The sequence below is a fragment of the Cellulomonas jepli genome, from assembly GCF_047229345.1.
Classification (GTDB): domain Bacteria; phylum Actinomycetota; class Actinomycetes; order Actinomycetales; family Cellulomonadaceae; genus Cellulomonas_A.
Window position 1 is genome coordinate 23837 of record NZ_JBFTER010000006.1, and the last position, 25415, is coordinate 49251.

The following is a 25415-nucleotide window of genomic DNA, read 5'->3' on the forward strand; positions in this document are numbered from 1 at the left end:
ATGATCACGACCCACCCGGAGCGGACCTTCCGGCACGACCTCGTCCTGCACGACGGGACCGACGACCTCGTCCGGCTGATGGCGCCGTTCCTGCGCGAGGGGGCTGCCGCCGGCGAACGGACCGTCGTGCTCGGGCGCCCGGACGTCGTCGACGCGCTGCTCGCCGCGGTGCCCGAGGTCACCGACGCCCTCGCCCTGCGCGAGCAGGACCACGAGCGGTTCGCCGGCCGCGACCTGCACCGCGCGCAGCAGCTCCTGGCCCGGCTCGACAGCGAGGGGACCACGGTCCGGATCGTCAACCAGATGCCCGTCGCGACCACCCCGGAGCAGTGGCACGAGTGGCGGCGGTACGAGGCGGCCGCGAACGTCGTCCTCGCTCCCTACCGGGCGTGGGGCAAGTGCGCGCACGACGCGCGCACGATCGACCCGGGCATGCTGGAGGACCTGCGGGCGACGCACGCCCACGTCGAGGACGCCCACAGCGGGGGCCCGAACGCCGACTTCGACGAGGCGGGGACGCGCACCCGCACCTTCTTCGAGGTCCCGGCGCACCCCACGGAGGCCTCGCCCCCGACGCTCGCGCTCGTCGACCCGTCGTCCGCGGACGCCCGCCGCGCGGTGCGCGACCTCGCGCTGCGGGCCGGGCTGCCCGAGACCGCCCAGGAGACCGTCATCCTGGCCACGAGCGAGGCCGTCGAGAACGCGTGGACGCACGGACGGGCTCCCGTGCTGGTGCGGGGCTGGCTCGACCGCCCGGGGCGCGTCACCGTCGCCGTGAGCGACACGGGCCCGGGCCCGCACCCGCTCGTCGGCCTGCTGCCCGCGTCGCCCGGCAGCCCGTACGACCGTGGCGGGATGTGGATGGTCCAGGTGCTCCTGCGCGACGTCCACCACCGCACGGGGCCGGGCGGCTACACGGTGACGTTCAGCGTCGACGACGACCCCGTCGCGCCCCCGAGAGCCTGAGCGCACCGCCCCCCGTCCTGGCGGCGGTGCGCTCCCCCGCCTCAGTCGAGCACGTACCGCGCGAGGTGCTCCCCGGTGAGCGTCGAGCGCGCGGCGACGAGGTCGGCCGGCGTGCCCTCGAACACGATCTGCCCGCCGTCGTGGCCCGCTCCCGGCCCCACGTCGATGATCCAGTCGGCGCGGGCCATGACGGCCTGGCTGTGCTCGATCACGATCACGGACTTCCCGGACTCGACGAGCCGGTCGAGCAGCCCGAGCAGCTGCTCGACGTCCGCGAGGTGCAGGCCGGTCGTCGGCTCGTCGAGCACGTACACCCCGCCCTTCTCCGACATGTGCGTCGCGAGCTTGAGCCGCTGCCGCTCGCCGCCGGACAGCGTCGTGAGGGGCTGCCCGAGGCTGAGGTAGCCGAGCCCGACGTCGGCGAGCCGGTCGAGGATCGCGTGCGCCGCGGGCGTCCTCGCCTCCCCGGCGCCGAAGAACTCCTCGGCCTCGGTCACGGACATCGCGAGCACCTCGCTGATGTCCTTGCCGCCCAGGTGGTACTCGAGCACCGAGGCCTGGAACCGCTTGCCCTGGCACTCCTCGCACGTCGTCGCGACGCCGGCCATCATCGCCAGGTCGGTGTAGATCACGCCCGCGCCGTTGCACGTGGGGCACGCGCCCGCGGAGTTCGCGCTGAACAGCGCCGGCTTGACCCCGTTGGCCTTGGCGAACGCCTTGCGGATCGGCTCGAGCAGCCCCGTGTACGTCGCGGGGTTGCTGCGCCGGGAGCCGCGGATCGGCACCTGGTCGATCGACACGACCTCCGCCCCGCGCGGGATCGAGCCGTGCACGAGCGAGCTCTTGCCCGAGCCGGCCACGCCCGTGACGACGACGAGCACGCCGAGCGGGATGTCGACGTCGACGCCGCGCAGGTTGTGCGTCCTCGCACCCCGGATCTCCAGCGCCCCCGTGGGCGTGCGCACGGAGTCCTTGAGCGTCGCGCGGTAGCCGAGGTGGCGGCCCGTGAGCGTGTCGCTCGCGCGCAGCCCCTCGACGCTCCCCTCGAAGCAGATCGTCCCGCCCGCGGTGCCGGCCTCGGGCCCGAGGTCGACGACGTGGTCCGCGATCTCGATGGTCTCGGGCTCGTGCTCGACGACGAGCACCGTGTTGCCCTTGTCCCGCAGGCGCCGCAGCAGGTCGTTCATGCTCTGGACGTCGTGCGGGTGCAGGCCCGTGGTCGGCTCGTCGAACACGTACGTGATGTCGGTCAGGGACGACCCGAGGTGCCGGACCATCTTGGTGCGCTGCGCCTCGCCGCCCGAGAGCGTGCCGGACGACCGGTCGAGCGAGAGGTAGCCGAGGCCGATCTCGACGAACGAGTCGAGGGTGTCGCGCAGCGTCTCGAGCACCGGGGCCACCGACGGCTCGTCGAGGCTGCGCACCCACTGCGCGAGGTCGCTGATCTGCATCGCGCACGCGTCGGCGATGCTGACCCCGCCGATCTTCGAGGAGCGCGCGCCCTCGTTGAGCCGCGTCCCGTCGCAGTCGGGGCACGTCGTGAACGTGACCGCGCGGTCCACGAAGGCCCGGATGTGCGGCTGCATCGCGTCCTTGTCCTTCGCGAGCAGCGACTTCTGGATCTTCGGGATCACGCCCTCGTAGGTGAGGTTGATGTTGTCGACCTTGATCTTGACCGGCTCCTTGTAGAGCAGGTCGTGCAGCTCGGCCTCGGTGAACTGCCCGACGGGCTTGTCGGCGTCGAAGAAGCCCGACTGGCTGAAGATCCGGCCGTACCAGCCGTCGACGCTGTACCCGGGGATCGTGAGCGCGCCCTCGTTGAGCGACTTCGACGCGTCGAACAGCGCCGTGAGGTCGAAGTCGGTGACCTTGCCGATGCCCTCGCAGCGCGGGCACATGCCGCCCGTGATCCGGAACTCGCGGCGCTCCTTGGTGGTCGTGCCGCCCTTCTCGTACGTGACCGCCCCGGCGCCGCTGACCGACGCGACGTTGAACGAGAACGCCTGCGACGAGCCGACGTGCGGCTGCCCGAGGCGGCTGAACACGATCCGCAGCATCGCGTTCGCGTCGGTCGCGGTGCCGACGGTCGAGCGGGGGTTGGCGCCCATCCGCTCCTGGTCGACGATGATCGCCGTCGTCAGGCCCTCGAGGACGTCCACGTCCGGGCGCGCGAGCGTCGGCATGAAGCCCTGCACGAACGCGCTGTAGGTCTCGTTGATCATGCGCTGCGACTCGGCGGCGATCGTGCCGAACACGAGCGAGCTCTTGCCCGAGCCGGAGACGCCCGTGAAGACCGTGAGCCGGCGCTTCGGGATCTCGACGCTGACGTCCTTGAGGTTGTTCTCGCGCGCGCCGTGCACGCGGAGGAGGTCGTGCGCGTCGGCGACGTGCCGCGTGCTCGGCTGCGTGGACTGCTCGGTCGTGGACGGCTCGGTCTCGGTGCTCGTGGCCATGAGGGGAGGTCTCCGTCGGTGAGGGCTGACCGGCTGGCGGCAGGGCGGGTGGAGAGGGTCCACGCTAGCGAGGCGGGCCCACACGGGAAGACCCCCGGCGCGGCCGGAACTCAGCGATGCGGGAACCCAGCGCTGCGGGAACCCAGCGCTGCCGGGGATCGGCGCGGACCGCTGTGGCACGCTGGGGCGGTGCTGATCGAGGACCTCGTCCGGCTGCGCCGCGCGCGCGACACGATGGACCGCGACTACGCGCAGCCGCTCGACGTCCCGGCCCTCGCGCGCGTCGCGCTCATGTCGGCCGGCCACTTCTCGCGGAGCTTCCGCGAGGCCTACGGCGAGACTCCCTACGCGTACCTGATGACGCGCCGGATCGAGCGCGCGAAGGCCCTGCTGCGGCGCGGCGACCTCTCGGTCACCGAGGTCTGCATGGCGGTCGGCTGCACGTCGCTCGGGTCGTTCAGCTCGCGGTTCACCGAGCTCGTCGGCGAGAGCCCGAGCGCCTACCGGGCCCGGGTGCACGACGACGCGCCGATCCCCGCGTGCGTCACGAAGGTCGCCACGCGACCGGTCAGGAACGGAGAAGCGCGGCCCGCACCGCCGCCCCTAGCGTGAGGCGCATGGACATCTCCCTCGCCTCCTGCTTCATCGCCGTCGACGACTTCGACAAGGCGCTCGTCTTCTACCGCGACGTCCTCGGGCTCGAGGTCCGCAACGACGTCGGCTTCGAGAACATGCGGTGGATCACCGTCGGCTCGCCCTCGCTGCCCGACGTGGACATCGTGCTCGAGCCGGCGCTCGCGGACCCCAACGCCTCGGCCGCCGACAAGCAGGCCGCCGCCGAGCTGCTCGCCAAGGGGATGCTGCGCGGCGTCATCTTCCGCACCGACGACGTGGACGAGACGTTCGAGCGCATCCGCGCGGCGGGCGCCGAGGTCCTCCAGGAGCCGTTCGACCAGCCCTACGGGGTGCGCGACTGCGCGTTCCGCGACCCCGCGGGGAACATGCTGCGGTTCAACCAGCCGCGCGCCTGACCCGCAACGCCTACCGATCGGTCGCCTCGCCCTGAGGCTCGTGCTAGCGTCCCGGCGGCGCTCGGGGACGAGCCCGGCGCCTCGATGAGGAGGTCTGGACCGTGCGACGTCTCGGCAGGTGGGTTGCTGCTCTCACGTGTGTCCCTGCGGCGGTGATCGGGCTGGGTGCGCTGCCCGCCGCGGCCGCCTCCAACGACGTCGTGCTCGCGCGCGCGGGCGAGTGGAAGGCGTACGCGTACCTCGACATGTCGGCCCGGAAGGTGTGCGTCCGGGTCTACAACTCGGGCGCGGGCGCGCTCGCCGGGGTGCACTACGAGGCCTGGGACAACGGGGCCGACGCGTCCGCCTGGGACACCGGGGGCGACAACGCGAACTCGTGCGCGTCGATCCCCGCGAGCTACACGCGCGGCGAGACGGTCAACGTCTACCTGAGCTTCGAGGGCGGCGGCGGCTGGAGCGACTACCGCTACGTCACCGGGATGGTGCTGCAGTAGCACCCGAGCGGCCCTGCGCCGGGGTCGAGCCCGTGGGCCCGACCCCGGCGTGCTGCCCGGCCCGTACGCGCGGAGGGGTCAGCGGAAGTGCGCGCCGCCGTTCACGTCGAGGATCGCCCCGGTGATGAAGCCCGCGGCGCCGGACGCGAGGTAGACGACCGCCCCGGCGACGTCGTCCGGCACGCCGGCACGCTTGACGGCCGTCGACGCCACCGCGGCGCGCTGCGCCGGCTCCGGGGTGTGCGTCGCGTGGAACGGCGTCGCGGTGATGAAGCCCGGGGCGATCGCGTTGACGGTGATCTGACGCGGGCCCAGCTCGCGGGCGAGCCCGCGCGTGAACCCGTCCATCGCGGCCTTCGCGGTCGCGTACGCCACGGCGCCGGTGCCGCCGCCGTCCTGCGCGGCGAGCGAGCTGATCATGACGACGCGGCCGCCGTCGGGCATGAACGGCAGCACCGCGCGCGTCGCGTAGAACGCGCTCGACACGTTGAGGTCGAGGACCTGGTGCCAGTGCTGGTCGTCCATCTGGTGCACGAGCTGCCGGTCGACGAGCCCGCCCGCGTTGTTCACGAGGATGTCGATCCCGCCGCCGAGCACCTCCGCGGCCTTCGCGACGACGTGGTCGACGTCCCAGCTGTGCCGCGCGTCGAGCTGGAACGACTCGCTCGTGCGGCCGAGGCCCTCGATCGTCTCCACGACGGGCGCGGGGTCGTGCGCGAGGTGCGTGACCGCGACGTCGGCGCCGGCCCGGGCGAGCGCGAGCGCGATCGCCTTCCCGATGCCGGCCGCGCCGCCGGTGACCAGCGCGCGACGACCCTCGAGGTTGTCCATCCCCACTCCTTGGGCTCACCGGAGCCGCGGGGCGCCTGCGCCGGGGCGGCGGCAGGGCACGCCGAGGTCACCGGCCGTGCAGACACGGGTTGTCGGCGCGGTGCACGTCGTCGCCGGGGAGGCCGGTCGACGGCGCTGCGGCCGTCGTCGTGCCACCGGGCGCCACGTGCGGGGGGCGCGCCGTGGCCGCACGGTAGCCGTCCGCGGGCTCGGGGGTCTACTCCCCCGATCGAGGGCTCGGGTAGGACGCGAGCGGGAGGCGGTACGCGAGGTCGACGGCGGTCTCGACGGCCTCGTCGAGGTCGAGCCGGTGCTCCGCGACGAGGCGCGCCAGGTGCCCCGCATCGATGCGGCGCGCGAGGTCGTGGCGCGCAGGGATCGAGAAGAAGGCGCGCGTGTCGTCAACGAACCCGGTCGTGTTGTAGAAGCCCGCGCTGTCCGTGACGGCCTCGCGGAACCGGCGCATGCCGTCGGGCGTGTCGAGGAACCACCACGGCGCCCCGAGCCGCATCGCCGGGTAGACGCCGGCCAGCGGCGCGAGCTCGCGCGAGTACGTGTCCTCGTCGACCGTGAACACGATGAGCCGGAGGCCCGGGTGGTGCCCGAACGCGGTGAGCAGCGGGCGCAGCGCGTGCGTGAACTCGGTCGGCACCGGGATGTCGTAGCCGACGTCGGGCCCGCGTGCCGCGAAGACGGCGGGGTCGTGGTCGCGCAGGACGCCGGGGTGGAGCTGCATCACGAGGCCGTCCTCGGACGACATCCGCGCCATCTCGAACAGCATGTGCCCGCTGAACGCCTCGGCCTCGGGCGCCTCGACCTCGCCGCGCACCGCGGCGGCGAAGATCCGCTCCGCGTCGGCGACGGGCAGCGGGGAGGTGTCGCCGCGCAGGTGCCCGTGGTCGGTCGCGCGCGCGCCGGCCGCGACGAACGCCGCACGGCGCTGCTCGAGCGCGCGCAGGTACCCGGTGTAGGTCGTGGCGTCGATCCCGGAGCGCTCCGAGAGCAGGTCGAGGTCGGTGCGCCACGTCGGGCGGTCGAGGTGCAGCAGGGCGTCCGGGCGGAACGTCGGGACGATGCGCTCGCCCCAGCCGCGGCCCGCGAGCGCCGCGTGGTCCACGAGGGTCGCGGTCGCCGGGTCGGTGGTCGCGAGGACCTCGATGCGGAACTGGTCGACGAGCGCGAGCGGGCGCATCCGCGGCTCGGCGAGGCGCTCGCTGATCGCGTCGTAGAGGCGGTCGGCCGACTCCGCGGACGGGCGCTCGGTGAGCCCGAGGACGCCCGCGAGCACGTGCTCGAGCCAGAACCGCGTCGGGGTCCCGCGGTACAGGTGCCAGTGGGAGGCGAACGTGCGCCAGATCGCGCGGGGGTCGGCCTCGACCGGGCGGCCGTCGCGGCGCGGGACGCCGAGCGCGTCGTGCGGGACGCCCTGCGAGACGAGCATCCGCACGAGGTAGTGGTCGGGGACGACGAACAGCTCGGCAGGGTTGCCGAACGGCTCGTCGGCGTTGAGCAGGGCCGCGTCGACGTGGCCGTGCATCGACACGATCGGCAGGTCGACGGTCGCCGCCAGGATCTCGCGGGCGAGCGCGCGGGTCGTGGGGTCCGCGGGCAGGGCGCGGTCGGGGTGCAGCGTCCAGCCCGTGGGCCGGGCGGGGGTCTCGGGGGTCACGGTCTCTCCCTGTGCCGGGCGTGCGGGCGGTCCTCGGTGACTCACACTGCATCGCCGTGCAATCGTTTGCGTCGACGTTAGCGCCGATCCGGAGCCCGGACAACGCCACAGCGAGACGGTCGTTGCACGCGGCCACCGGCTCGTGGTGCAATCGCATCCATGACGGCACCGGTGACGCTGCGCGACGTCGCGCGGGCTGCGGGCGTCTCCCCCGCGACGGCCTCCCGCGCGCTCGCGGCCTCGGGCTCGACCTCGACCGACCGCCGCGCGCAGGTGCACCGCGCCGCCCGCGAGCTCGGCTACCGGCCCAACCGCGCGGCGCGCGAGCTCATCACCGGGCGCACCGGCAACCTGTGCCTCGTCGTCCCCGACCTCGAGAACCCGTTCTTCGCGGCGGTCGCCAAGGCCGTGCAGTCCCGGGCGCGCGCCGCGGGCTACGCGGTGTTCGTCGCGGACTCCGAGGAGGACCCGCACCTCGAGACCGAGCTCGTGACGCAGCTCGGCGCGCAGGCCGACGGCGTGATCCTGTGCGCGCCGCGCATGAGCGAGACCGCCCTGACCCGGCTCAGCGCGGGGCGCTCCGTCGTGCTCGTGAACCGCGAGGCGCCCGGCGTCGCGTCGGTCGTGGTGGACAACGTCGACGGCGTGCGCCAGGCGGCCGCGCACGTGCACGCCCTGGGCCACCGCCGGGTCGCGTGGGCGGGCGGGCCGGCCGACTCGTGGTCGGACCGCGAGCGCCACGCCGGCCTGCTCCGCGCGGCCGAGCGGCTCCCCGGCCTCGAGGTCGTGGACCTCGGCCACTTCGCCCCCGTGTTCGCGGGCGGCGTCGCCGCGGCCGACCTCGTCGCGGCCTCGCGGGCGACCGCGGTGCTCGCGCACAACGACCTCATGGCGCTCGGGATCCTCGACCGGCTGCGCTCGCGCGGCACCGCCGTGCCGGGCGGGGTCTCGGTCGTCGGCTACGACGACGTGCCCGCCGCGACGCTCGTCTCGCCTGCGCTCACCACGGTGGCCGTGCCGTTCGGGCGCCTCGGCCGGGCCGCGGTCGACACCCTGCTCGGCCTCGGCACCGTCGCCGGCACCGGTCGTCGCACCGGCGCCGCGCCGGGGCGGGCAGCATCGACCGCAGGTCCCGGCTCCGCCGCCCCTGCTGCGCCCGACCGTGACGCGCCCGCCCCCGACGCGGCCGACCCCACCGCGCCCGGGCACCGGCTCGCCGTCGAGCTCGTCGTCCGCAGCTCGACCGACACCGCCCCTGGAGGCGCACCGTGACCACGACCCCCACCGACGCGGCCCCGGCCGACGCCGCCGCCGACGCCCCGCGGCTCTCCCTCGCGACCCTCGACGCCGCCGCGGCGGCGCACGCCGGGGCGCCCACGTGGAACCCGCCTGCGGTCGACCCGCGCGCGGTCGAGGTCGGGATCGTGCACCTCGGGCTCGGCGCGTTCCACCGCGCGCACCAGGCCGTGCACACCGAGGACGCCGCCGCCGCGACCGGGGAGACGCGCTGGGGCATCCTCGGCGTCACTCAGCGCAGCGCGCGTGTCGCCGAGCAGCTCGCGCCGCAGGACGGGCTCTACGGCGTGCTCACGAAGGGCCGCGACACGACGTCGCTGCGGGTGATCGGCTCGCTGCGCGGCGTCGCGTTCCCCGGCACGCACACCCCCGAGGTGCTCGACCGGCTGGCCGCGCCGACGACGCACGTCGTCTCGCTGACCGTGACCGAGAAGGGCTACCGCCGCGCACCGGGCGGCGGACCCGACCTGGACGACGCCGGCACGCAGGCGGACCTCACGGCGCTGGCGGCCGAGCTCGGGGCTCCGGGCGCAGGTGGGCCGGACGCGCGCCCGGCCGCGACGTCGGTGGGCCTGCTCGTGCGCGGGCTCGCCCGCCGGCACGCGACGTCGGGCGCGCCCGTCACGGTCGTGTGCTGCGACAACATGGTGGACAACGGGGCCCAGGTGCGCCGCCTCGTGACCGGGCTGCTCGACGCGGTCCCCGGCGCGGAGGCGCTGCGCGCGTGGGTCGAGGAGTCGGTGCGGTTCCCCGGGACGATGGTCGACCGCATCGTCCCCGCGACGACCGAGGAGCACCGGGTGCAGGCGCGCGCGGTCCTGGGGCTGCGCGACGAGGGGCTCGTCGTCGGGGAGCCGTTCACGCAGTGGGTGGTCGAGGACGACTTCGCCGGCCCGCGCCCGGCGTGGGAGCGTGCCGGTGCGACGCTGACCGGCGACGTCGCGCCGTACGAGCGCGCGAAGCTCCGGGTGCTCAACGCGACGCACTCGACGCTCGCGTACCTCGGGGCGCTGCACGGCTACCGGACCATCGCGGAGGCCGTCCAGGACCCAGCGCTCGAGCAGGTCGCGCGCGCGCTGATCGACGAGGACGTGCTGCCGACGCTCACGCCGCCCGACGGCCTCGACCTGCCCACCTACCGCGACTCGGTGCTCGAGCGGTTCGCGAACCCGAACACGGGGCACACGACGATCCAGGTCGCGATGGACGGCTCGCAGAAGCTGCCGTTCCGGCTGCTCGCGACGGCCGCGGACCGGCTCGCCGCCGGGGCGGTCCCGCACGCGGTGGCCCGGGCGGTCGCGGCGTGGGTCGTGTTCGTGCGGCGCGGCACGTCCGTGACCGGCGACGTGCTGCCGCTCGACGACCCGCTCGCCGACGTGCTGCGCGCCGCGGCAGCAGGCCCGGAGGACGGGCTCGCGGACCGGATGCTCGACCTCCGCGCGGTGTTCCCGGCCGAGGTCGGGGACTCCCCCGAGATGCGGGCGGCCGTGCGCGCCGCGGTGCGCGAGCTGCTCGCGGACGTCCGCGAGGCCTGACCCCGGCCGACCGGGAGCCGCCGCGCCGAGCACGGCTCCCGGTCGACCGGGGTGCGCCGGTCGGTCACCCGGCCCCACCGCGGTCGTCGCGGTGCGGCCGTCGCGCCGGGATCAGGGGCAGCTGCTCGTGCTCTGGTCCTGGACGATCGCGCGGCTGCCGTTCTCGACCTTGACGTAGGTGTTCGACGTGCCGCGGCGGTCGTAGCGCACGGTCCAGTCCTTGCCGTACCAGTTGATGAAGCGGATCTTGTAGCACCAGCCGCCGTCGACCTGGACGACGTCCCAGTCCTCGTTGGTGGGCGTCTGGCCGCCGTTGTACAGCGTGAGCGAGGCCCCGCTCACGCACGTCGTGCTCGCGGTCCCGGTGGTGCCGGTCGAGCACGTCCAGTTGCGCCGCGCCGTGATGGTCAGCGCGTCGGCGTTCTCGACGTGCGAGCACCCGCTCCAGGCGCTGCACGTGGTGCCCGCCTGCGCGGCGCCCGCGGGCACCACGACGGTGAGCGCCATCACGGCGACGACGGTGGCGACGATGCGCCCGAACCCCTGCTTCCCGTTCATCTCTCTCCCCTGCTCGTATCCGGACGGGTGCGCCGGCACAGCCACGAGCGGCGCCGACGCACAGCCGGGACGGTAGCGAGGAGCGCGGGCAGCGGGTGTCGGCGCGGTGGCGACGTGCCCCATCGGGCAACGCGGCGGCCCCTGACCTCGCGTGCGGCACGCCGGGAGCGCGACCTTGACGACGACGTTCCGCGCGCCCTATCGTGGAAAGCGCATTCCCGCGCCTACCCCACTCGGAGAGACAATGACGTCCCGCACGCTCCGCATCGCGATGAACGGCATCACCGGTCGCATGGGCTACCGGCAGCACCTGGTCCGCTCGATCCTCGCGATCCGCGACGCAGGCGGCGTCGTGCTCGAGGACGGGTCGGTCGTGCAGGTCGAGCCCGTGCTCGTCGGGCGCAACGAGGGCAAGGTCCGCGAGCTCGCGGCGCGCCACGGCGTCGCCGAGTGGAGCACCGACGTCGACACGCTGCTCGCCGACCCGACGATCGACATCTACTTCGACGCCCAGGTGACGTCGCGCCGGTACGCCGCGCTGACCGCGGCGATGAAGCAGGGCAAGCACATCTTCACCGAGAAGCCGACCGCCGAGACGCTCACCGAGGCCGTCGAGCTCGCGCGCGTGGCCAGGGACGCAGGCGTCACCGCGGGCGTCGTCCACGACAAGCTCTACCTGCCCGGCCTCGTGAAGCTGCGTCGGCTCGTCGACGAGGGCTTCTTCGGGCGGATCCTGTCGCTGCGCGGGGAGTTCGGCTACTGGGTCTTCGAGGGCGAGCACCAGCCCGCGCAGCGCCCGAGCTGGAACTACCGCAAGGAGGACGGCGGTGGCATGACCACCGACATGTTCTGCCACTGGAACTACGTCCTCGAGGGCCTGCTCGGCTCCGTCAAGGCCGTCACCGCGAAGACCGTCACGCACATCCCGACCCGCTGGGACGAGAAGGGCCGCCCCTACTCGGCCACCGCCGACGACGCCGCGTACGGCATCTTCGAGGTCGAGGGCCCCGCGGGCGAGGAGATCGTCGCGCAGATCAACTCGTCCTGGGCCGTGCGCGTGTACCGCGACGAGCTCGTCGAGTTCCAGGTCGACGGCACCGAGGGCTCGGCCGTCGCGGGGCTCAACCGCTGCGTCGCCCAGCAGCGCGCGCACACCCCCAAGCCCGTCTGGAACCCCGACCTGCCCGTCACCGAGTCCTACCGCGACCAGTGGCTCGAGGTCCCCGCGAACGCCGACCTGGACAACGGTTTCAAGCTGCAGTGGGAGGAGTTCCTGCGCGACGTCGTCGCCGGGCGCGAGCACCGCTTCGGGCTGCTCTCGGCCGCGCGCGGCGTGCAGCTCGCCGAGCTCGGGCTGCAGTCCTCGGCCGAGGGCCGTCGCCTCGAGATCCCCGAGATCGCGCTGTGACGACCGGGTCCCCCGACCTGGCCCGGCTCTCGCTCAACACCGCGACGACCAAGGCGTGGGACCTGCGCGAGGCCGTCGACGGCGCCGCGCGCGCCGGGCTGCCGGCCGTCGGGCTGTGGCGTGACCGCGTGCAGGAGGTCGGTGCGCCGCTGGCCGCGAAGATCGTGTCCGACGCCGGGCTGCGCGTGTCGTCGCTGTGCCGCGGGGGCTTCCTGACCGCGTCCGACGACGCCGGGATCGCCGCGGCGCTCGCGGACAACCGGGCCGCGGTCGTCGAGGCGGCGACGCTGGGGACCCGCGAGCTCGTGTTCGTCGTCGGCGGGCTGCCCGCCGCGTCGGCGCCCGGCGGACCGGCCCTGCCGTACCCGGGATCGGGTGGCGCGGCACCGACGGCGGCGTCCGACGCGTCGGGCACCGCCGCGGGGACCGACCCCGCGCGCGACCTCGTCGCGACCCGCGCCCGCGTGGCCGACCGCATCGCCGACCTCGTGCCGTTCGCGGCCGAGCACGGCGTGCGGATCGTGCTCGAGCCGCTGCACCCGATCTTCGCGGCGGACCGCGCGGTGATCTCGACGCTGGGCCAGGCGCTCGACCTCGCGGCGCCGTTCCCGGCCGAGACGGTCGGGGTCGTCGTCGACACGTACCACGTGTGGTGGGACCCGGACCTCGAGCGGCAGATCGCCCGCGCGGGCGCCGAGGGCCGGCTCGCGGGCTACCAGGTGTGCGACTGGGTCCTCCCGCTCGCCGCCGACGCGCTGCTCTCCCGCGGCCACGTCGGCGACGGGTACGTGGACTTCGCGACGATCACCCGCTGGGTCGCCGCCGCCGGGTACACCGGGGACGTCGAGGTCGAGATCTTCCGGCAGGAGATCTGGGACGCCCCCGGCGACGAGACCGTCGCGACGCTGGCCGACCGCTACGCCCGGCACGTGCTGCCGCACCTCTGACGCGGAGCGCACCGCACAGCGCCACCGGCTCTACGCGCAGAGCCACCAGCCCGCCGTCCCGGTCGCACCGAGACGCAGCGGCGCCGAGACGCAGCGGTGCCGGGACGGCGGCCCGCACCCGTCCCTCGCAGGAGCGGACGCGGGCCGGCGCGTCACACGGTGGCGGACGCGGGCCGGCGCGTCACACGGAGGCGGTCTCGCCCCGGTGCGGGACCCGCAGCCGGTCACCAGCGCCCGCCGCGTCGAAGGTCTCGACGAGCAGCGCGAGCGGCTCGCTGAAGTGCGCCCAGTCCTCGGTGTGCACGGGGACGACGAGCGCGTCCGGCCACAGCCGCGCGACCGCGAGCGCGCGCTCCGCGTCGAGCGTGAGCGGCTCACCGGGGAACCCGTCGGTCTGCGCGGACCCGGCGAACAGCACCGCCAGCGTGACGTCGGGGACGCGCCGGGCGATGTCCGCGGCGAGCTCGACGGACGCGTTGTCACCGGACACGTAGACCGTCGGCTCGCCGTCGGCGCGCAGGACGAAGCCGGTGACCGGGCCCGTGAACGGCTCGCAGCCCTCGGGCCCGTGCCGGGCGGGCACGGCGGTCACGACGACGTCCCCGGCAGGCCCGGCGAGCGTGACGTCCTCCCACGGCTCGAGGCCGCGCACGGCCGGCACCTCGGTGAGCCGGGTCGCCGCGGCCGGGGTCGTCAGCACGCTCCCGGCGGAGGGGAGCAGCGCACGGCCGGACGCGTCGAGGTTGTCGGCGTGCTCGTCGTGGGACAGCAGGACGACGTCGACGGGCCCGAGCGCGGCGGCGTCGACCGCGGGGCCGCGGAGCTTGGTGAGCGTCGCGCCCGGCGACGGGTAGGTGCCCGGCTCGTCGAACGTGGGGTCGGTGAGGAACGTCAGGCCGGCGTAGGTCAGGCGCAGGGTCGGGCCGCCGACGAGCGTCGTGGTCGGCCGCGCACGCTCCGGTGCGGCGGTCGCCGGTGTCGCGGGGGTCGGCGAGGGGGATGTCGGGGCACTGGTCGTGGCTGCGGGGTCGAGGTCCATGCCGCCACCCTGCCCCGCACCGGCGGGTCCGCGGCAGTGGCCCGCGGGCACATGGTCGATAGGATCGGGCCATGCCGCACGACGTCGCCGTCCTCGCGTTCGAGGGCATCAGCCCGTTCCACCTCGCCGTGCCGACCACGGTGCTCGGCAACGAGGCGCTGGCCGCGCGCGGGCTCCCCTACCGCGTGCGCGTCGCGGCGCAGCGACCCGGGACGCTCACCACGAGCGCGGGCTACGACCTGACCGTCCGCCACGGCCTCGAGCTGCTCGCCGAGGCGGACACGGTCGTCGTCCCGAGCTGGACGCGCGGCACCCCGCCCGACGCGGAGCTCGTCGCCGCCCTCCGCGCGGCGCACGCCAGGGGCGCACGGCTCGTCGGGCTCTGCCTCGGGAGCTTCGCGATCGCCGCGACCGGGCTCGTCGACGGGCGCGAGGTCGCGACGCACTGGGAGGCCGCCGACGAGCTCGCCCGCGCCCACCCCGCGGTGCGCGTGCGCTCCGACGCGCTGTGGTGCGACCTCGGGGACGTCGTCACATCGGCGGGCGTCGCCGCGGCGCTCGACACGTGCCTGCACCTGGTGCGCACCGACCACGGCGCCCTCGTCGCGAGCGCCGTCGCGCGTGCGCTCGTCCTGGCGCCCCACCGCTCGGGCTCGCAGGCCCAGTTCATCGAGGCGCCCGTGCCGGCGACGCAGGACGACGACCCGCTGGGCGCGGCGATGTCGTGGGCGCTGGCCCGCCTCGGCACCGACGACGTCGACCTCGACGCGTGGGCGCGCGCCGCGACGATGTCCCGACGGACGTTCACCCGCCGGTTCCGCGAGCGCACCGGCACGAGCCCGCAGCAGTGGCTCCTCGACCAGCGGCTCGACCGCGCGCGCGTGCTCCTGGAGGCCACGGACGAGACGGTCGAGCGCGTGGCGCAGCGCTGCGGGTTCGGGGGCGCGGCGTCGCTGCGCCAGCACTTCCGGGCGCGGTTCGGCGTGAGCCCGGGGGGCCACCGGGCGGCGTTCCGCCCTGCGGGGGCCGTCGGCGTCGCCTGACGCAGCGTGCGCCTCGCGGGGTCAGGCCCCGGTGCCGGTCGTGCGGATCGCCGCGCGGCGCACCTCGGCGAACGTGCCGCGCGCGGGCGTGCGGGTGTCCGACCCCGCGGCGGGCTGCGTCCGGCGCTGCTCCCGCAGCGGGCCGACGAGCGCCGCCGCGTCGGCGTCGCGCAGGACGGCGTCGGCCGAGCGCCGCACGAGCGCCACGTTCCACGCCGACGGCCCGACGAGGACCACGACGAGCCCGGCCGGGTCGTGCACCGCGTAGTAGGTCGCGTCGGCCGTCTCGACGACGGACCGCACGACCGACTCCCCCGTCGTGTCGAGGAAGGCCAGCGTCGCCGCGACCGCCCGCGCCGCCGAGACGTGCGCGTCGGGCGCGGCGCCGTCGGCCAGGACGACCCGGTCGACCGTGTCGAGGGCCAGGACGTGCTCGACGTCCCCGACCGCCTGCAGGCGGTCGAGGACGTCGGAGAGCTGGTCGGGCATGTCGCGGTGCCCGGGGCTCAGATGTCGAGCTGGTCCTCGAGCCCCTTGAGCGCACGGCGTGCGAGCGCGAGGTTCGAGCGACTGCGGTCGAGGACGAGGTAGGAGAAGACGCCGGCCAGGTCGGCGCGCGCCGAGAGCCGGATCAGGTGGTACTGGCTGCCGAGCGTGATGAGGATGTCCTCGATCGTCTCGCCGAGGCCGAGGCTCTCGATCGCGCGCATCTTGGCGCGGATGACCTCGGTGTTCACGGCGGCGGCCAGCTCGAGGTCGAACGGCACCTTCGACTGCTGCGCGAGCGCCATCCCGCTCCCGAGGTCGACGAGGGCGATCGCGAGGGCTCCGTCGAGCTCGAGGATCTGCTGGAGCGCGGCGTCGGGCGTGGCCATGGTGGGCCCTTTCGGTTGGCACGGTGTGGTGGTGGGGCGCAGCACCGCGCCGCGTGCCATCGTCCGGAGCGTCCGGCGGAGCGGCAACCGCCCGTCCGCCCGCACTGTCCGTGTTGTCCCGGTCCGTCCCGTTCTCGCGCCCTGCGCGGGCACCAGGTTCACCCCGACCCGCCGCCCCCCGCCACCCGTTCGGAGCACGGGGGCCCGAGCGGCTCCCTCGGGCCGTCCGGACCGCGGTGCCGAGCGGCTGGTCGGGCGCACGGGGCAGCGCGTGCGGTGCGACGGGGGCGCGGGCCGAGCCCGCAGAGGTCGGGGCGACGGTCCGCGGCCGCCGGGACGCCCCCGGCGGCCGCGGACCGCACGTCAGCTGCCCGGGCTCTTGACGCCGAACAGCAGCACGCGGCGACGGATGTCGTAGTGCACCGTGCCCTGCGCGACGAAGAGGTCCTGCAGCGCGTCCGCGTCGTCGGCGGTCAGGGTGAGGACCTCCTCCCACGCACCCTGGTCCAGCACGAGCTGGAGCGTGTACGTGCCGTTCTGCCCGGGCTCACCGGGCACCCACGAGAACTGGTAGTGCGAGACCTGGCGGACCTGGATGCTGTCGTCCGTCAGCGGTTGCGTCACCTTGGCCATGAGCTCCTCCGGAGTGTGCGACGAGACTCCCCGGACCGCCCCGTCCGGCTGCACGGCGGGCCGTGGATGTGGTCCCACCCAGCGTCGGCCGGATGCGCCGCGGGCGCCGCCCGGGCCGACCGTCCTGCCCGATCGGGCACGATGGCGCCATGGCGGAGCACCTCTTCTCGTACGGGACCCTGCAGGACCCGAAGGTCCAGCGCGCGACGTTCGAGCGCGAGCTCGCCATGACCGCCGACGCGCTCCCGGGCTACCGCACCGAGCTCATCGAGATCCACGACGCCGAGGTCGTCCGGACGAGCGGCCTGGCGCACCACCCGGCGCTCGTGCCGACGGGCCGGGACAGCGACGTCGTCGCCGGGAGCCTGCTGGTCCTCACGCCCGACGAGCTCGCCGCCGCGGACACGTACGAGGTGGACGACTACGTGCGCGTCGCCGTCACGCTCGCGTCCGGCGCGACGGCGTGGGCGTACGTCAGCCGCGCGCACGTCACGCCCGGACGGACGGCCTGACGGGCTCGACGCCGGGCACGCGCCCGAGGACGACGGCACCTCGGGGGTCACGTCGCGCGCGTGCGTCTCACGTCGTGACCTCGCCCGCTCCGCCGCTCAGGTCCACGCCCGGTGTGCCGATCCGAAGCGCATGGACGTCAACACCCACCCGGAGTTCGCGCCCACGTACGCCGGCATCCGACGCCAGTACGGCGACACGTGGGCCAAGCGCTTCGTGCTGACCGCACCCCTGCTGCTCGGCGACCCCAAGGGCGCCGTCTTCCGCGCCTTCCGCTCCGGTCTCGCCGCGCACGCCGCCGGCGACGCGCTGGGCGAGGACCGCGCGTGGGCGACGTGCCAGGCGCTCATGTCCGAGCTCGCGGCGTCGCTCGTCGCCGAGGCGGAGCGGTTCCTGACGGACGCGTGACCCGCGGCCCGTCCTGACCGACGCGGGCGGCGACCGCGACTCCGGGCGTTGTCCCCGACCGGGGTCACGGCCAGGATGTCGTCGTGACCCTGCCGCCGCGCGAGTCCTTCTTCCCGCCCGTCGAGCCCGCGGTGCCGCCGGACGAGGTCGACGACGCGGGCGACGAGGGCCTGCCCGACCTGGACTGGCAGGGGCCACCGACGCACCTGCACGCCGGCCTCTGGGCGGGCAGCGCGGTGCTGGGCCGCTCGACGACCACCGCGGTGCTGGTCGAGGGCGCCCGCGCCTACGCCTCCGGCGCCGTGCTGCGGATGGCGATCGTCACGCGCCGCAGCGCACGCCACCTGCGCCGCCGCATGATGTCCGAGCTCGACGTGACGCACGGGCGCGGCACGCTGAACCTCGCCCTGCCTCCCGGCGGGCTGCGCTGGGGCTTCGAGTACGCCGACGGCCGGCGGGTCACGACGCTCGACCCGTCGCCCTGGACGGAGATCCCGGAGGACACGGACCCGCAGACCTGGGAGCCCCGGCGGCCCGTGATGCAGCCGCTGAACGCGCCCTGGGTCTACGGCCCGACGTGGCGCCGCGACGTCTGGCTGTGGCCGCTGCCGCCAGCCGGCGACCTGCACGCGGTGTGCGCGTGGCCGGACGAGGGCATCGAGGAGACCCGCACGACCCTGGACGCGACGGCGCTGCGTGCCGCGGCTCGGGACGCCCGTCCGCTGTGGCCGGGCACGCCGGTCGACGTCGGCCACGCGGATCGACCCGCTCCCGAGGAGACCGAGGCCTGACGCGGGACAGCCACGTCCACCGTGCGCCCCGGGCTGCCGCCCGCGCCGGCGGACCGCCGCGCCCGTCCCGCCGGGGTCAGACGACGTTCCGGTGCTCCCGGTACTCGCGCCACACGTTCTCGAAGAAGTCGTCGTCCTCCGGGATCGGCCGCACGGGTCGCCACGCGAACGTGACCTTGCCCGAGCCGTCGACCCGCACGCCGTCGTCGGGCCGGACCGCACCCGAGGCGGCCGCGGCGGGTGACGCGTCGGGCACCGCCGGCGACCACGCGACCTCCTGCACCTCGCCGTCGAGCGCGCCGCCGTCGAGCGTGAACCGGAAGATCTCGGGGAGCTCGAGCTCGCGTCCGGCGTCCTCCCCGAACCCGACCTGCGGCAGCGCGCCGTCGGGGTCGGTGTAGAGCACGGACCCGCGCGACCGGCCGCCGTGCTCGACGTAGTCGGCCATCGCCGCGAGGTAGACCGACGCGGTCGTGAGGATGTCGCGGACGAGGAAGGTGCGGTTGACGGCGCGGCGTGACCCCGCGTCGGCGGCGACGGTCGCCTCGTAGTCGGCGAGCCACGCGCGGACCTGGTCGAGGGCCTCGTGGATCGACTCGCGCGAGCGGACCGGGCCGGCCTTGGCGCTCATGAGCTCGCCGACGGCGGTGAGCAGGTCGCCGGTGTTGTCGGGGACCCCGGCCGCCGCCCGCGAGGTCGCCCGCTCGACCAGCCCGTGGGCCGCCCCCAGCACCGGCCCGGCGGCGGCCGCGAACTCCTCGTCGGGCAGGGGCGCGCAGGTCCGCTGCACCGCGATCCACTGCGCCGCGCGCGTCGCCCCGACCTGCCCGCTGTTGAGCGCCGCTCCCCCGGGCCGGTACACGCCGTGCGCCCCGCCCGCCTCGCCGACGGGGAAGAACCCGCGGACGTTCGACTGCCACCAGGCGTCGACCACGAGGCCGCCGTTGTTGTGCTGCGCGCACACGTCGACCTCGAGCAGCTCGGTCTCGAGGTCCACGTACGGGTTCTTCTGCAGGTAGAAGTCGTAGGCGGGCCGGTTCATGCGCTGCAGCCGCTCGACCGGGGTGCCGAACAGGACGCCCGCGCGCTCGAGGTAGTCGTGCGCCTCGGGCGACAGGGCCGACGCGTCGAGCTCGTCGCGCACCGGGTTGCGGCGGAAGTCGAGGAACACGCGCCGCCCGCGCAGCACGGTCTCCTGGTAGACGAGCAGGTCGATGAGCGAGGACCCGTCGCGGGCCTTCCGCACGTCGAACGGCCACTGGTAGCCCTTGAGGAAGATGAGGGAGAGCTGGCGGCCGTAGTCGGGGATCGACTCGGACAGGAACTCGCGCTCGTCGTTCCCGTCCTGGTCGGTCGACACGAACCGCGGGAGGACCTGCATGTACGTGCCCGAGACGTTCCAGCGCGGGTGGGTCGACGCGAGCCCGAACTGCCACTCGGTGACGTTCTTGCCGTGCACGCCCGCGCGGTACGCGGCGCCGGAGGCTCCCCACTGGCCGTGCGGGAACACGCGCGTCGCGTAGATGCCGGCCGGGCCACCCGTCGCGTACACGAGGTTGGCGCAGCGGAACAGCAGGAAGGGGCTCTGCTCGCCGTCGTGCGGGACGTCGGTGCGCAGCACGAGCAGCCCGGCGACCTCGCCGTCGCGCACCACGAGGTCGACGACGCGGCACTCGTCGTAGATGCGGGTGCCGTTGCGCGCGACCTTCTTCTCGAGCTGCTCGACCATGCTGCGCGACGTGTACGGCCCGACGGACGTGGCCCGGCGGCGGGGGTCGTGGTCGGTCTTGTAACCGATGAACTCCCCGAACCGGTTCTGCGGGAACGGCACCCCGAGCTCGCACAGCCGCAGGAACGCCCGCGCGGAGAGCGCCGCCTCGGCGAGCGCGTTGTCGCCGTCCATCGCCCCGCCCGAGAACAGGGTCTGCGCCATCTCCCGGACCGAGTCGGGGTCGCCGCCCGAGAGCGTCATCTTGTAGTACGTCTGCTTGTCCGAGCCGGCGTTGCGCGACGCCCCGGCGCCGATCTTGTCGGCGACCATGACGACGTCCGTCTGGCCGAACTCCCAGAGCCGGTCCGCCGCGCAGAAGCCCGCGGACCCCGTGCCGACGACGACGGTGTTGGCGGTCACGACCGGCACCGCGCGCCCGTCGATCGTGAGCTCGTGCGGCTCGTGGCTGGTCATCGCGGGTCCTCCGGCTGGGCGTGGGGGTGGGGCGTCAGAGCGTGGGGATGTGCAGGCCGCCGTCGACGTGGAACACCTCGCCGGTCGAGTACGGGGTCTGCCCCGAGACGAGCAGCGAGACGGCACCGGCGACGTCGGCCGGGCGGCCCCAGCGGTTGACCGGCGCGAGCCCCTCGGCGATCAGCGCGTCGTACTTGCCGGCGACCGCCGCGGTCATGTCCGTCTGGACGACGCCGGGGCGCACCTCGTGGACGACGATGCCCTCGGGCGCGAGCCGCACGGCGAACAGCTGGGTCGCCATCGCGACGCCGGCCTTGGAGACGCAGTACTCGCCGCGCGCGGTGGAGACGGTCGTCGCGGAGATCGAGGAGACGTTGACGACGGTCGCGACCGGACCCTCGGGCGGCTCGGGCAGGTGGTCGAGGTCGCCGCGCAGCCCGATCACCCGGTTCGCGAACGCCTGCGTGAGGAAGTACGGACCGCGCAGGTTGATCCCGAGCACCCGGTCGAAGCTCTCGGCGGTCGCCTCGAGGAGGTCCGCGCGCACGCTGGGCGCGACGCCCGCGTTGTTGACCAGCACGTCGAGGCGCCCCCACGCGTCCACGGCGTCGTCGAGGTAGCGCGCGTGGTCGTCGGGGTCCGCCACCGAGCCGCGCACGTACCGCACGCGGGCGTCGTCGCCCGCGAGCGCCCGCAGCTCGGCGAGCACGTCGGCCGGCTCCTCGCGCGTGGCGAGGATCGAGACGGCGAACCCGTCCTCGACGAGTCGGCGGCTGATGCCGAGGCCGATGCCCCGGTTGCCGCCGGTGACGAGTGCGACTGCCGGCATCGTTGCCATCCTCTTTCGCGGTCGGGCGCACCGCGGCCGTGCGGTGTCGCGCCGATCCTGGCACGCGCGGGGCGGTCGGGGCAAGCGCTTTCCGGATCGGTCGGCCGTGCCGGTCGGCGCGCAGCACGACGGGCGGCAGCCTGGTCGGCTGCCGCCCGTCGGACGAGGGTGCGCACCGGCAGACGCCTCACGGCGCGGGGCCGCTCGTGGCGGCGATGGTTGAGCCCGGGGGTCATGAACCGGTGCGCACCTGGTCCAACCGGTCGACGGAGTGCGGTGTTCCGACGTCGGGCGTGACTGCGCTCACGCCGGCTCACGAACCGCCGCTCAGCGGCCCACCCGGGGGACGCGCCGGGGGCTCGCGCACGAGGTCCCGCGAGCCGCCGGACGCTGTGGACGCGCGCCCTGGTGTCCGCGGCGGCTCGTAGGCTGGTCCCCGTGAACCCGGGTCCCTCCTCCACGTACGACGACGTCCCGCCGTACGACCCGGCGTACGACGACGTCCCCCCGTTCGACCCCGAGTACGACTCGGCACCGCCCGACGACGCGCACCTCGCCTCGTCGTCACGGTCCGGTGGGCGCGGCGCTGCAGCGAGCCGGCCCCGCACCGACGCGCGGCCGGGCAGCACGCCAGCGGCCGGGCGGGCTTCGGGCACCCCGGCAGGCCCTTCGGCTCCCCCCGCCGCCGTCGCCGTCGCCGAGGCCCGCCCCCGCCCCGCGCGTCCCGTCGGCCCTGCGCCGACGCCCACGGAGGTCCTGAGCACCGTCTTCGGGTACGACAGCTTCCGCGGCGACCAGGCCGAGATCATCGACACGGTGGTCGGCGGCGGCGACGCGCTCGTGCTCATGCCGACGGGCGGCGGCAAGTCGCTGTGCTACCAGGTGCCCGCGCTCGTGCGCCCGGGCACGGGCGTCGTGATCTCCCCGCTCATCGCGCTCATGCAGGACCAGGTCGACGCGCTGGCCGCCGCCGGGGTCCGGGCCGACTTCCTCAACTCGACGCAGGACGTCGCCGCCCGTCGCCGGGTCGAGCGCGAGCTGCTCGACGGCGAGCTCGACCTGCTCTACCTGGCCCCCGAGCGCCTGCGCGTCCCGGACACGCTCGAGCTGCTGGGCCGCGCGGACCTCGCGCTCTTCGCGATCGACGAGGCGCACTGCGTGTCGCAGTGGGGCCACGACTTCCGCCCCGACTACCTGCAGCTCTCGGTCCTGCACGAGCGCTGGCCCGACGTCCCCCGCATCGCGCTCACCGCGACGGCGACCGAAACGACGCACGCCGAGATCGCCCAGCGCCTCCAGCTCACCGAGGCCCGGCACTTCGTCGCGAGCTTCGACCGCCCCAACATCCAGTACCGGATCGCCCCCAAGGACAACCCGCGGGCCCAGCTCCTCGACCTGCTGCGCACCGAGCACCCCGGCGACGCCGGCATCGTGTACTGCCTCTCGCGCGCGTCGGTCGAGCAGACCGCGCAGCACCTCGTGGACAACGGGATCCCCGCGCTGCCGTACCACGCGGGGCTCGACTCCCGGGTGCGGGCCGCCAACCAGGCGCGGTTCCTGCGCGAGGACGGCCTCGTCATGGTCGCGACCATCGCGTTCGGCATGGGCATCGACAAGCCCGACGTGCGGTTCGTCGCGCACCTCGACCTGCCCAAGTCCGTCGAGGGCTACTACCAGGAGACGGGGCGCGCGGGGCGTGACGGGCTGCCGTCGACCGCCTGGCTCGCGTACGGCCTGCAGGACGTCGTGCAGCAGCGGCGCATGATCGACACGTCCGAGGGCGACGCCGCGCACCGGCGCCGGCTCGGGGCGCACCTCGACGCGATGCTCGCGCTGTGCGAGACCGTCGAGTGCCGGCGCGTGCAGCTCCTCGCGTACTTCGGCCAGGAGAGCACCGCGTGCGGCAACTGCGACACGTGCCTGACGCCGCCCGAGTCGTGGGACGGCACGGTGCCCGCGCAGAAGCTGCTCTCCACGGTCGTCCGCCTCGAGCGCGAGCGCGGGCAGCGGTACGGCGCCGGGCACCTCGTCGACATCCTGCTCGGCAAGAGCACCCCGCGCGTCACGCAGCTCGGCCACGCGTCGCTGAGCACGTTCGGCCTCGGCACCGACCTCTCGGACACCGAGTGGCGCGGCGTCGTCCGCCAGCTCCTCGCCCAGGGCCTGCTCGGGGTCGACTCCGACGGGTACGGGACCCTGCGCCTCACGCCCGCGAGCGCCGAGGTGCTCACGGGCGCCCGCCCGGTGCGGCTGCGGCGCGAGGCCCCCAAGGCTGCGCGCGCCGCCCGGTCGTCACGGCGCACCGCCGGGGCCGCCGCAGTCGCCCAGCTCGACCAGAGCGCCGCCGCGGTGTTCGAGAAGCTCCGTGCGTGGCGCGCGGCGACCGCCAAGGAGCAGGGCGTCCCGGCGTACGTCGTGTTCCACGACGCGACGCTGCGGGAGATCGCGACGAGCGTGCCCGCGGACCTCGACGCGCTCGGGACCGTGAGCGGCGTCGGCGTGACCAAGCGCGACAAGTACGGTCCGGGGCTGCTCGCGGCGCTGCACGGCTGACGGGCTGACCGCTCGGGCCCGGGTGCGGCCGACCGGCAGGACAGGCGCGACGGGGGCGGAGGCGGGAGACGTGGGCGCGATCCTGGCTGCGCTCGGCACGATGGGCGCGATCGTCGCGCTCGGCTGGGTGCTCGGGCGCCGCGGCACGCTCGGTCCGGCCGCCCCGGCGGTGCTCGCGCGCGTCGTGTTCGCCGTCGCGACCCCGTGCCTGCTGCTCGTGACCGTCGCGAACGCGGACCTGCACCTCCTGCTCTCGCGCGCCGCGCTCGTCACGGCACTGAGCACCACGACGGTCGTGCTGGTCGCGGTCGCCGTGCTGCGCGGGCTGTGGCACCGGCCCGCCGCGGACGTCACGGTCGCGACCCTCGCGGCGTCGTACGTCAACGCCGGCAACCTCGGACTGCCGCTCGCGGTCTACCTGCTCGGGGACGCGGTCGCCGTCGTGCCGTCGCTGCTCTACCAGCTGCTCGTGCTGGCCCCCGTCGCGTTCGCGGTCCTCGACGCCCGGACCCCGCGCGGGTCGAGTCCAGACCGGACGCCCGGGCCTGCGCCGCCGGACGACGCCGAGCGGTCACCCGCCACCCCGCCGACCCCGTCGACCGGCCCGGCTGCCACGCCGGGACCACCGGACGTCCCCCCGGTCCCGCCCGACACCCCACCGACCGCGGCGCCCGCCCCGGCGAGCGGACGCGGCCCGCGCCGCGGGTCCCGCGTGCTGCGCACCGTCCTGGCCCGGACGCTGCGCAACCCGATCATCGTGGGCGCGCTCGCCGGACTGGCGATCGCGGCGCTGCCCTGGACGCCGCCCGAGGTGCTGCTCGGCCCGTTCGCGATCGTGGGTGCCGCCGCAGCGCCCCTCGCGCTCCTCACCTTCGGGATGTCGCTCGCCGTCCCCCGTACCGTCGACGCCCGGCCCGTGCGGCGCGAGCTCGTGCTCGTGGTGCTGCTGCGCTCGCTCGTGCACCCGCTGCTCGCGGGCGGCATCGGCGCGGCGCTGGGGCTCGAGGGCGCGGCGCTCCTCGGCGTCACCGCGATGGCCGCGCTGCCGACGGCGCAGAACGTGCTCGTGTACGCGATCCAGTACGGCCGGCAGCAGCCGCTCGCGCGCGACGCCGGCCTCGTCACCACGGTCCTCGCGGTGCCCGTCCTGCTCGTCGTCACCGCGGTCCTCGGCTGACGCTCCCCGCCGGCCGCACGCCTGCGCCGCCGTCCGTCCGGCCCGCACGGCTCGGGCCCGGAGCGGCGCCCGCGGAGCCCGGAGCGGCGCCCGCGGATGCACCGCGACGGGAGTTCGTCACACTCCGCGTCTCGCCGGGTGGAGCCCCTGACGGCGCACCCGCCCGGCCGGTACGGTCGGCTCG

The 25415-nt window shown here is 75.1% G+C and carries 24 protein-coding genes; 14 read left to right on the forward strand and 10 right to left on the reverse strand.

Annotated elements, in window-relative coordinates:
* A complete protein-coding gene (locus tag AB6N24_RS02475; RefSeq protein WP_412867850.1) occupies positions 1-966 on the forward strand; it encodes an MEDS domain-containing protein in 966 nt (321 codons plus the stop codon).
* A gap of 41 nt (positions 967-1007) precedes the next feature.
* On the opposite strand, the gene AB6N24_RS02480 is transcribed toward AB6N24_RS02475, so the two are convergent.
* Positions 1008-3419, reverse strand: coding sequence for an ATP-binding cassette domain-containing protein (locus AB6N24_RS02480; RefSeq protein ID WP_412867851.1), 2412 nt, complete (start codon positions 3417-3419; stop codon positions 1008-1010).
* Positions 3420-3653: 234 nt separating this feature from the next.
* Between AB6N24_RS02480 and AB6N24_RS02485 the strand changes: the two genes are divergently transcribed.
* The 3 genes from AB6N24_RS02485 (at position 3654) to AB6N24_RS02495 (ending at position 4944) form a co-directional block, all read left to right on the forward strand.
* Positions 3654-4031 (forward strand): helix-turn-helix transcriptional regulator, encoded by a 378-nt coding sequence (locus AB6N24_RS02485; protein WP_412867906.1) that lies wholly within the window; start codon positions 3654-3656, stop codon positions 4029-4031.
* Between the two features lie 5 nt (positions 4032-4036).
* Positions 4037-4450, forward strand: a complete 414-nt coding sequence (locus tag AB6N24_RS02490) for a VOC family protein (protein WP_412867852.1) — start codon at positions 4037-4039, stop codon at positions 4448-4450.
* A 152-nt stretch (positions 4451-4602) separates the two neighbouring features.
* Positions 4603-4944 (forward strand): hypothetical protein, encoded by a 342-nt coding sequence (locus tag AB6N24_RS02495; RefSeq protein ID WP_412867853.1) that lies wholly within the window; start codon positions 4603-4605, stop codon positions 4942-4944.
* 78 nt (positions 4945-5022) lie between these two features.
* Here the strand turns inward: AB6N24_RS02495 and AB6N24_RS02500 are convergent, their stop codons facing one another.
* Positions 5023-5775, reverse strand: a complete 753-nt coding sequence (locus AB6N24_RS02500; RefSeq protein ID WP_412867854.1) for an SDR family NAD(P)-dependent oxidoreductase — start codon at positions 5773-5775, stop codon at positions 5023-5025.
* Between the two features lie 217 nt (positions 5776-5992).
* Positions 5993-7444, reverse strand: a complete 1452-nt coding sequence (gene uxaC / locus AB6N24_RS02505) for a glucuronate isomerase (protein ID WP_412867855.1) — start codon at positions 7442-7444, stop codon at positions 5993-5995.
* A gap of 159 nt (positions 7445-7603) precedes the next feature.
* Here uxaC and AB6N24_RS02510 point away from each other — a divergent pair, with 159 nt between their 5' ends.
* Together AB6N24_RS02510 and AB6N24_RS02515 are read left to right on the forward strand one after the other, a co-directional pair.
* Entirely contained in the window at positions 7604-8716 is a 1113-nt protein-coding gene (locus AB6N24_RS02510; RefSeq protein ID WP_412867856.1) for a LacI family DNA-binding transcriptional regulator, read from the forward strand.
* On the forward strand, positions 8713-10275 hold the full coding sequence (locus tag AB6N24_RS02515) for a mannitol dehydrogenase family protein (protein WP_412867857.1): 1563 nt from the start codon (positions 8713-8715) through the stop codon (positions 10273-10275). The genes AB6N24_RS02510 and AB6N24_RS02515 overlap by 4 nt, the downstream gene beginning before the upstream one ends.
* A gap of 111 nt (positions 10276-10386) precedes the next feature.
* Here AB6N24_RS02515 and AB6N24_RS02520 read toward each other — a convergent pair whose 3' ends face one another.
* On the reverse strand, positions 10387-10833 hold the full coding sequence (locus AB6N24_RS02520) for a hypothetical protein (protein ID WP_412867858.1): 447 nt from the start codon (positions 10831-10833) through the stop codon (positions 10387-10389).
* 244 nt (positions 10834-11077) lie between these two features.
* Between AB6N24_RS02520 and AB6N24_RS02525 the strand changes: the two genes are divergently transcribed.
* Entirely contained in the window at positions 11078-12241 is a 1164-nt protein-coding gene (locus AB6N24_RS02525; RefSeq protein ID WP_412867859.1) for a Gfo/Idh/MocA family protein, read from the forward strand.
* Complete coding sequence (locus AB6N24_RS02530; RefSeq protein ID WP_412867860.1) at positions 12238-13188, forward strand: sugar phosphate isomerase/epimerase family protein; 951 nt, start codon at positions 12238-12240, stop codon at positions 13186-13188. Before AB6N24_RS02525 ends, AB6N24_RS02530 begins: the two co-directional genes overlap by 4 nt.
* Positions 13189-13369: 181 nt before the next feature.
* Here AB6N24_RS02530 and AB6N24_RS02535 read toward each other — a convergent pair whose 3' ends face one another.
* Positions 13370-14227 carry an MBL fold metallo-hydrolase gene (locus AB6N24_RS02535; protein ID WP_412867861.1) on the reverse strand — a complete coding sequence of 286 codons (858 nt, stop codon included), beginning with the start codon at positions 14225-14227 and terminating at the stop codon, positions 13370-13372.
* Between the two features lie 71 nt (positions 14228-14298).
* Here AB6N24_RS02535 and AB6N24_RS02540 point away from each other — a divergent pair, with 71 nt between their 5' ends.
* Positions 14299-15270 carry a GlxA family transcriptional regulator gene (locus AB6N24_RS02540; protein ID WP_412867862.1) on the forward strand — a complete coding sequence of 324 codons (972 nt, stop codon included), beginning with the start codon at positions 14299-14301 and terminating at the stop codon, positions 15268-15270.
* A 21-nt stretch (positions 15271-15291) separates the two neighbouring features.
* Here the strand turns inward: AB6N24_RS02540 and AB6N24_RS02545 are convergent, their stop codons facing one another.
* From AB6N24_RS02545 to AB6N24_RS02555, 3 genes are all read right to left on the reverse strand, one after another.
* Complete coding sequence (locus AB6N24_RS02545; RefSeq protein WP_412867863.1) at positions 15292-15759, reverse strand: hypothetical protein; 468 nt, start codon at positions 15757-15759, stop codon at positions 15292-15294.
* Between the two features lie 17 nt (positions 15760-15776).
* Positions 15777-16145 (reverse strand): hypothetical protein, encoded by a 369-nt coding sequence (locus AB6N24_RS02550; RefSeq protein ID WP_412867864.1) that lies wholly within the window; start codon positions 16143-16145, stop codon positions 15777-15779.
* A 363-nt stretch (positions 16146-16508) separates the two neighbouring features.
* On the reverse strand, positions 16509-16778 hold the full coding sequence (locus tag AB6N24_RS02555) for a hypothetical protein (RefSeq protein ID WP_412867865.1): 270 nt from the start codon (positions 16776-16778) through the stop codon (positions 16509-16511).
* 149 nt (positions 16779-16927) lie between these two features.
* Between AB6N24_RS02555 and AB6N24_RS02560 the strand changes: the two genes are divergently transcribed.
* The 3 genes from AB6N24_RS02560 (at position 16928) to AB6N24_RS02570 (ending at position 18487) form a co-directional block, all read left to right on the forward strand.
* A complete protein-coding gene (locus tag AB6N24_RS02560) occupies positions 16928-17290 on the forward strand; it encodes a gamma-glutamylcyclotransferase family protein (protein WP_412867866.1) in 363 nt (120 codons plus the stop codon).
* Between the two features lie 130 nt (positions 17291-17420).
* A complete protein-coding gene (locus AB6N24_RS02565; RefSeq protein WP_412867867.1) occupies positions 17421-17696 on the forward strand; it encodes a hypothetical protein in 276 nt (91 codons plus the stop codon).
* An 83-nt stretch (positions 17697-17779) separates the two neighbouring features.
* Entirely contained in the window at positions 17780-18487 is a 708-nt protein-coding gene (locus AB6N24_RS02570) for a hypothetical protein (RefSeq protein WP_412867868.1), read from the forward strand.
* 76 nt (positions 18488-18563) lie between these two features.
* On the opposite strand, the gene AB6N24_RS02575 is transcribed toward AB6N24_RS02570, so the two are convergent.
* Together AB6N24_RS02575 and AB6N24_RS02580 are read right to left on the reverse strand one after the other, a co-directional pair.
* Entirely contained in the window at positions 18564-20672 is a 2109-nt protein-coding gene (locus tag AB6N24_RS02575; RefSeq protein ID WP_412867869.1) for an FAD-binding protein, read from the reverse strand.
* A gap of 34 nt (positions 20673-20706) precedes the next feature.
* On the reverse strand, positions 20707-21501 hold the full coding sequence (locus AB6N24_RS02580; RefSeq protein WP_412867870.1) for a 3-ketoacyl-ACP reductase: 795 nt from the start codon (positions 21499-21501) through the stop codon (positions 20707-20709).
* 438 nt (positions 21502-21939) lie between these two features.
* On the opposite strand from AB6N24_RS02580, the gene recQ reads away from it, so the two are divergent.
* Together recQ and AB6N24_RS02590 are read left to right on the forward strand one after the other, a co-directional pair.
* Complete coding sequence (gene recQ, locus AB6N24_RS02585) at positions 21940-24054, forward strand: DNA helicase RecQ (protein ID WP_412867871.1); 2115 nt, start codon at positions 21940-21942, stop codon at positions 24052-24054.
* A 70-nt stretch (positions 24055-24124) separates the two neighbouring features.
* A complete protein-coding gene (locus AB6N24_RS02590; RefSeq protein ID WP_412867872.1) occupies positions 24125-25231 on the forward strand; it encodes an AEC family transporter in 1107 nt (368 codons plus the stop codon).
* The last annotated feature ends 184 nt before the right edge of the window (positions 25232-25415 follow it).

Coding starts and splice junctions, on each gene's coding strand:
- AB6N24_RS02575 (WP_412867869.1), bottom strand. CDS start 20,672: ATGACCAGCCACGAGCCGCACGAGCTCACGATCGACGGGCGCGCGGTG.
- AB6N24_RS02520 (WP_412867858.1), bottom strand. CDS start 10,833: ATGAACGGGAAGCAGGGGTTCGGGCGCATCGTCGCCACCGTCGTCGCC.
- AB6N24_RS02525 (WP_412867859.1), top strand. CDS start 11,078: ATGACGTCCCGCACGCTCCGCATCGCGATGAACGGCATCACCGGTCGC.
- AB6N24_RS02550 (WP_412867864.1), bottom strand. CDS start 16,145: ATGGCCACGCCCGACGCCGCGCTCCAGCAGATCCTCGAGCTCGACGGA.
- AB6N24_RS02540 (WP_412867862.1), top strand. CDS start 14,299: ATGCCGCACGACGTCGCCGTCCTCGCGTTCGAGGGCATCAGCCCGTTC.
- AB6N24_RS02545 (WP_412867863.1), bottom strand. CDS start 15,759: ATGCCCGACCAGCTCTCCGACGTCCTCGACCGCCTGCAGGCGGTCGGG.
- AB6N24_RS02580 (WP_412867870.1), bottom strand. CDS start 21,501: ATGCCGGCAGTCGCACTCGTCACCGGCGGCAACCGGGGCATCGGCCTC.
- AB6N24_RS02510 (WP_412867856.1), top strand. CDS start 7,604: ATGACGGCACCGGTGACGCTGCGCGACGTCGCGCGGGCTGCGGGCGTC.
- AB6N24_RS02565 (WP_412867867.1), top strand. CDS start 17,421: ATGGACGTCAACACCCACCCGGAGTTCGCGCCCACGTACGCCGGCATC.
- AB6N24_RS02500 (WP_412867854.1), bottom strand. CDS start 5,775: ATGGACAACCTCGAGGGTCGTCGCGCGCTGGTCACCGGCGGCGCGGCC.
- AB6N24_RS02535 (WP_412867861.1), bottom strand. CDS start 14,227: ATGGACCTCGACCCCGCAGCCACGACCAGTGCCCCGACATCCCCCTCG.
- AB6N24_RS02475 (WP_412867850.1), top strand. CDS start 1: ATGATCACGACCCACCCGGAGCGGACCTTCCGGCACGACCTCGTCCTG.
- AB6N24_RS02485 (WP_412867906.1), top strand. CDS start 3,654: ATGGACCGCGACTACGCGCAGCCGCTCGACGTCCCGGCCCTCGCGCGC.
- AB6N24_RS02490 (WP_412867852.1), top strand. CDS start 4,037: ATGGACATCTCCCTCGCCTCCTGCTTCATCGCCGTCGACGACTTCGAC.
- AB6N24_RS02480 (WP_412867851.1), bottom strand. CDS start 3,419: ATGGCCACGAGCACCGAGACCGAGCCGTCCACGACCGAGCAGTCCACG.
- AB6N24_RS02560 (WP_412867866.1), top strand. CDS start 16,928: ATGGCGGAGCACCTCTTCTCGTACGGGACCCTGCAGGACCCGAAGGTC.
- AB6N24_RS02555 (WP_412867865.1), bottom strand. CDS start 16,778: ATGGCCAAGGTGACGCAACCGCTGACGGACGACAGCATCCAGGTCCGC.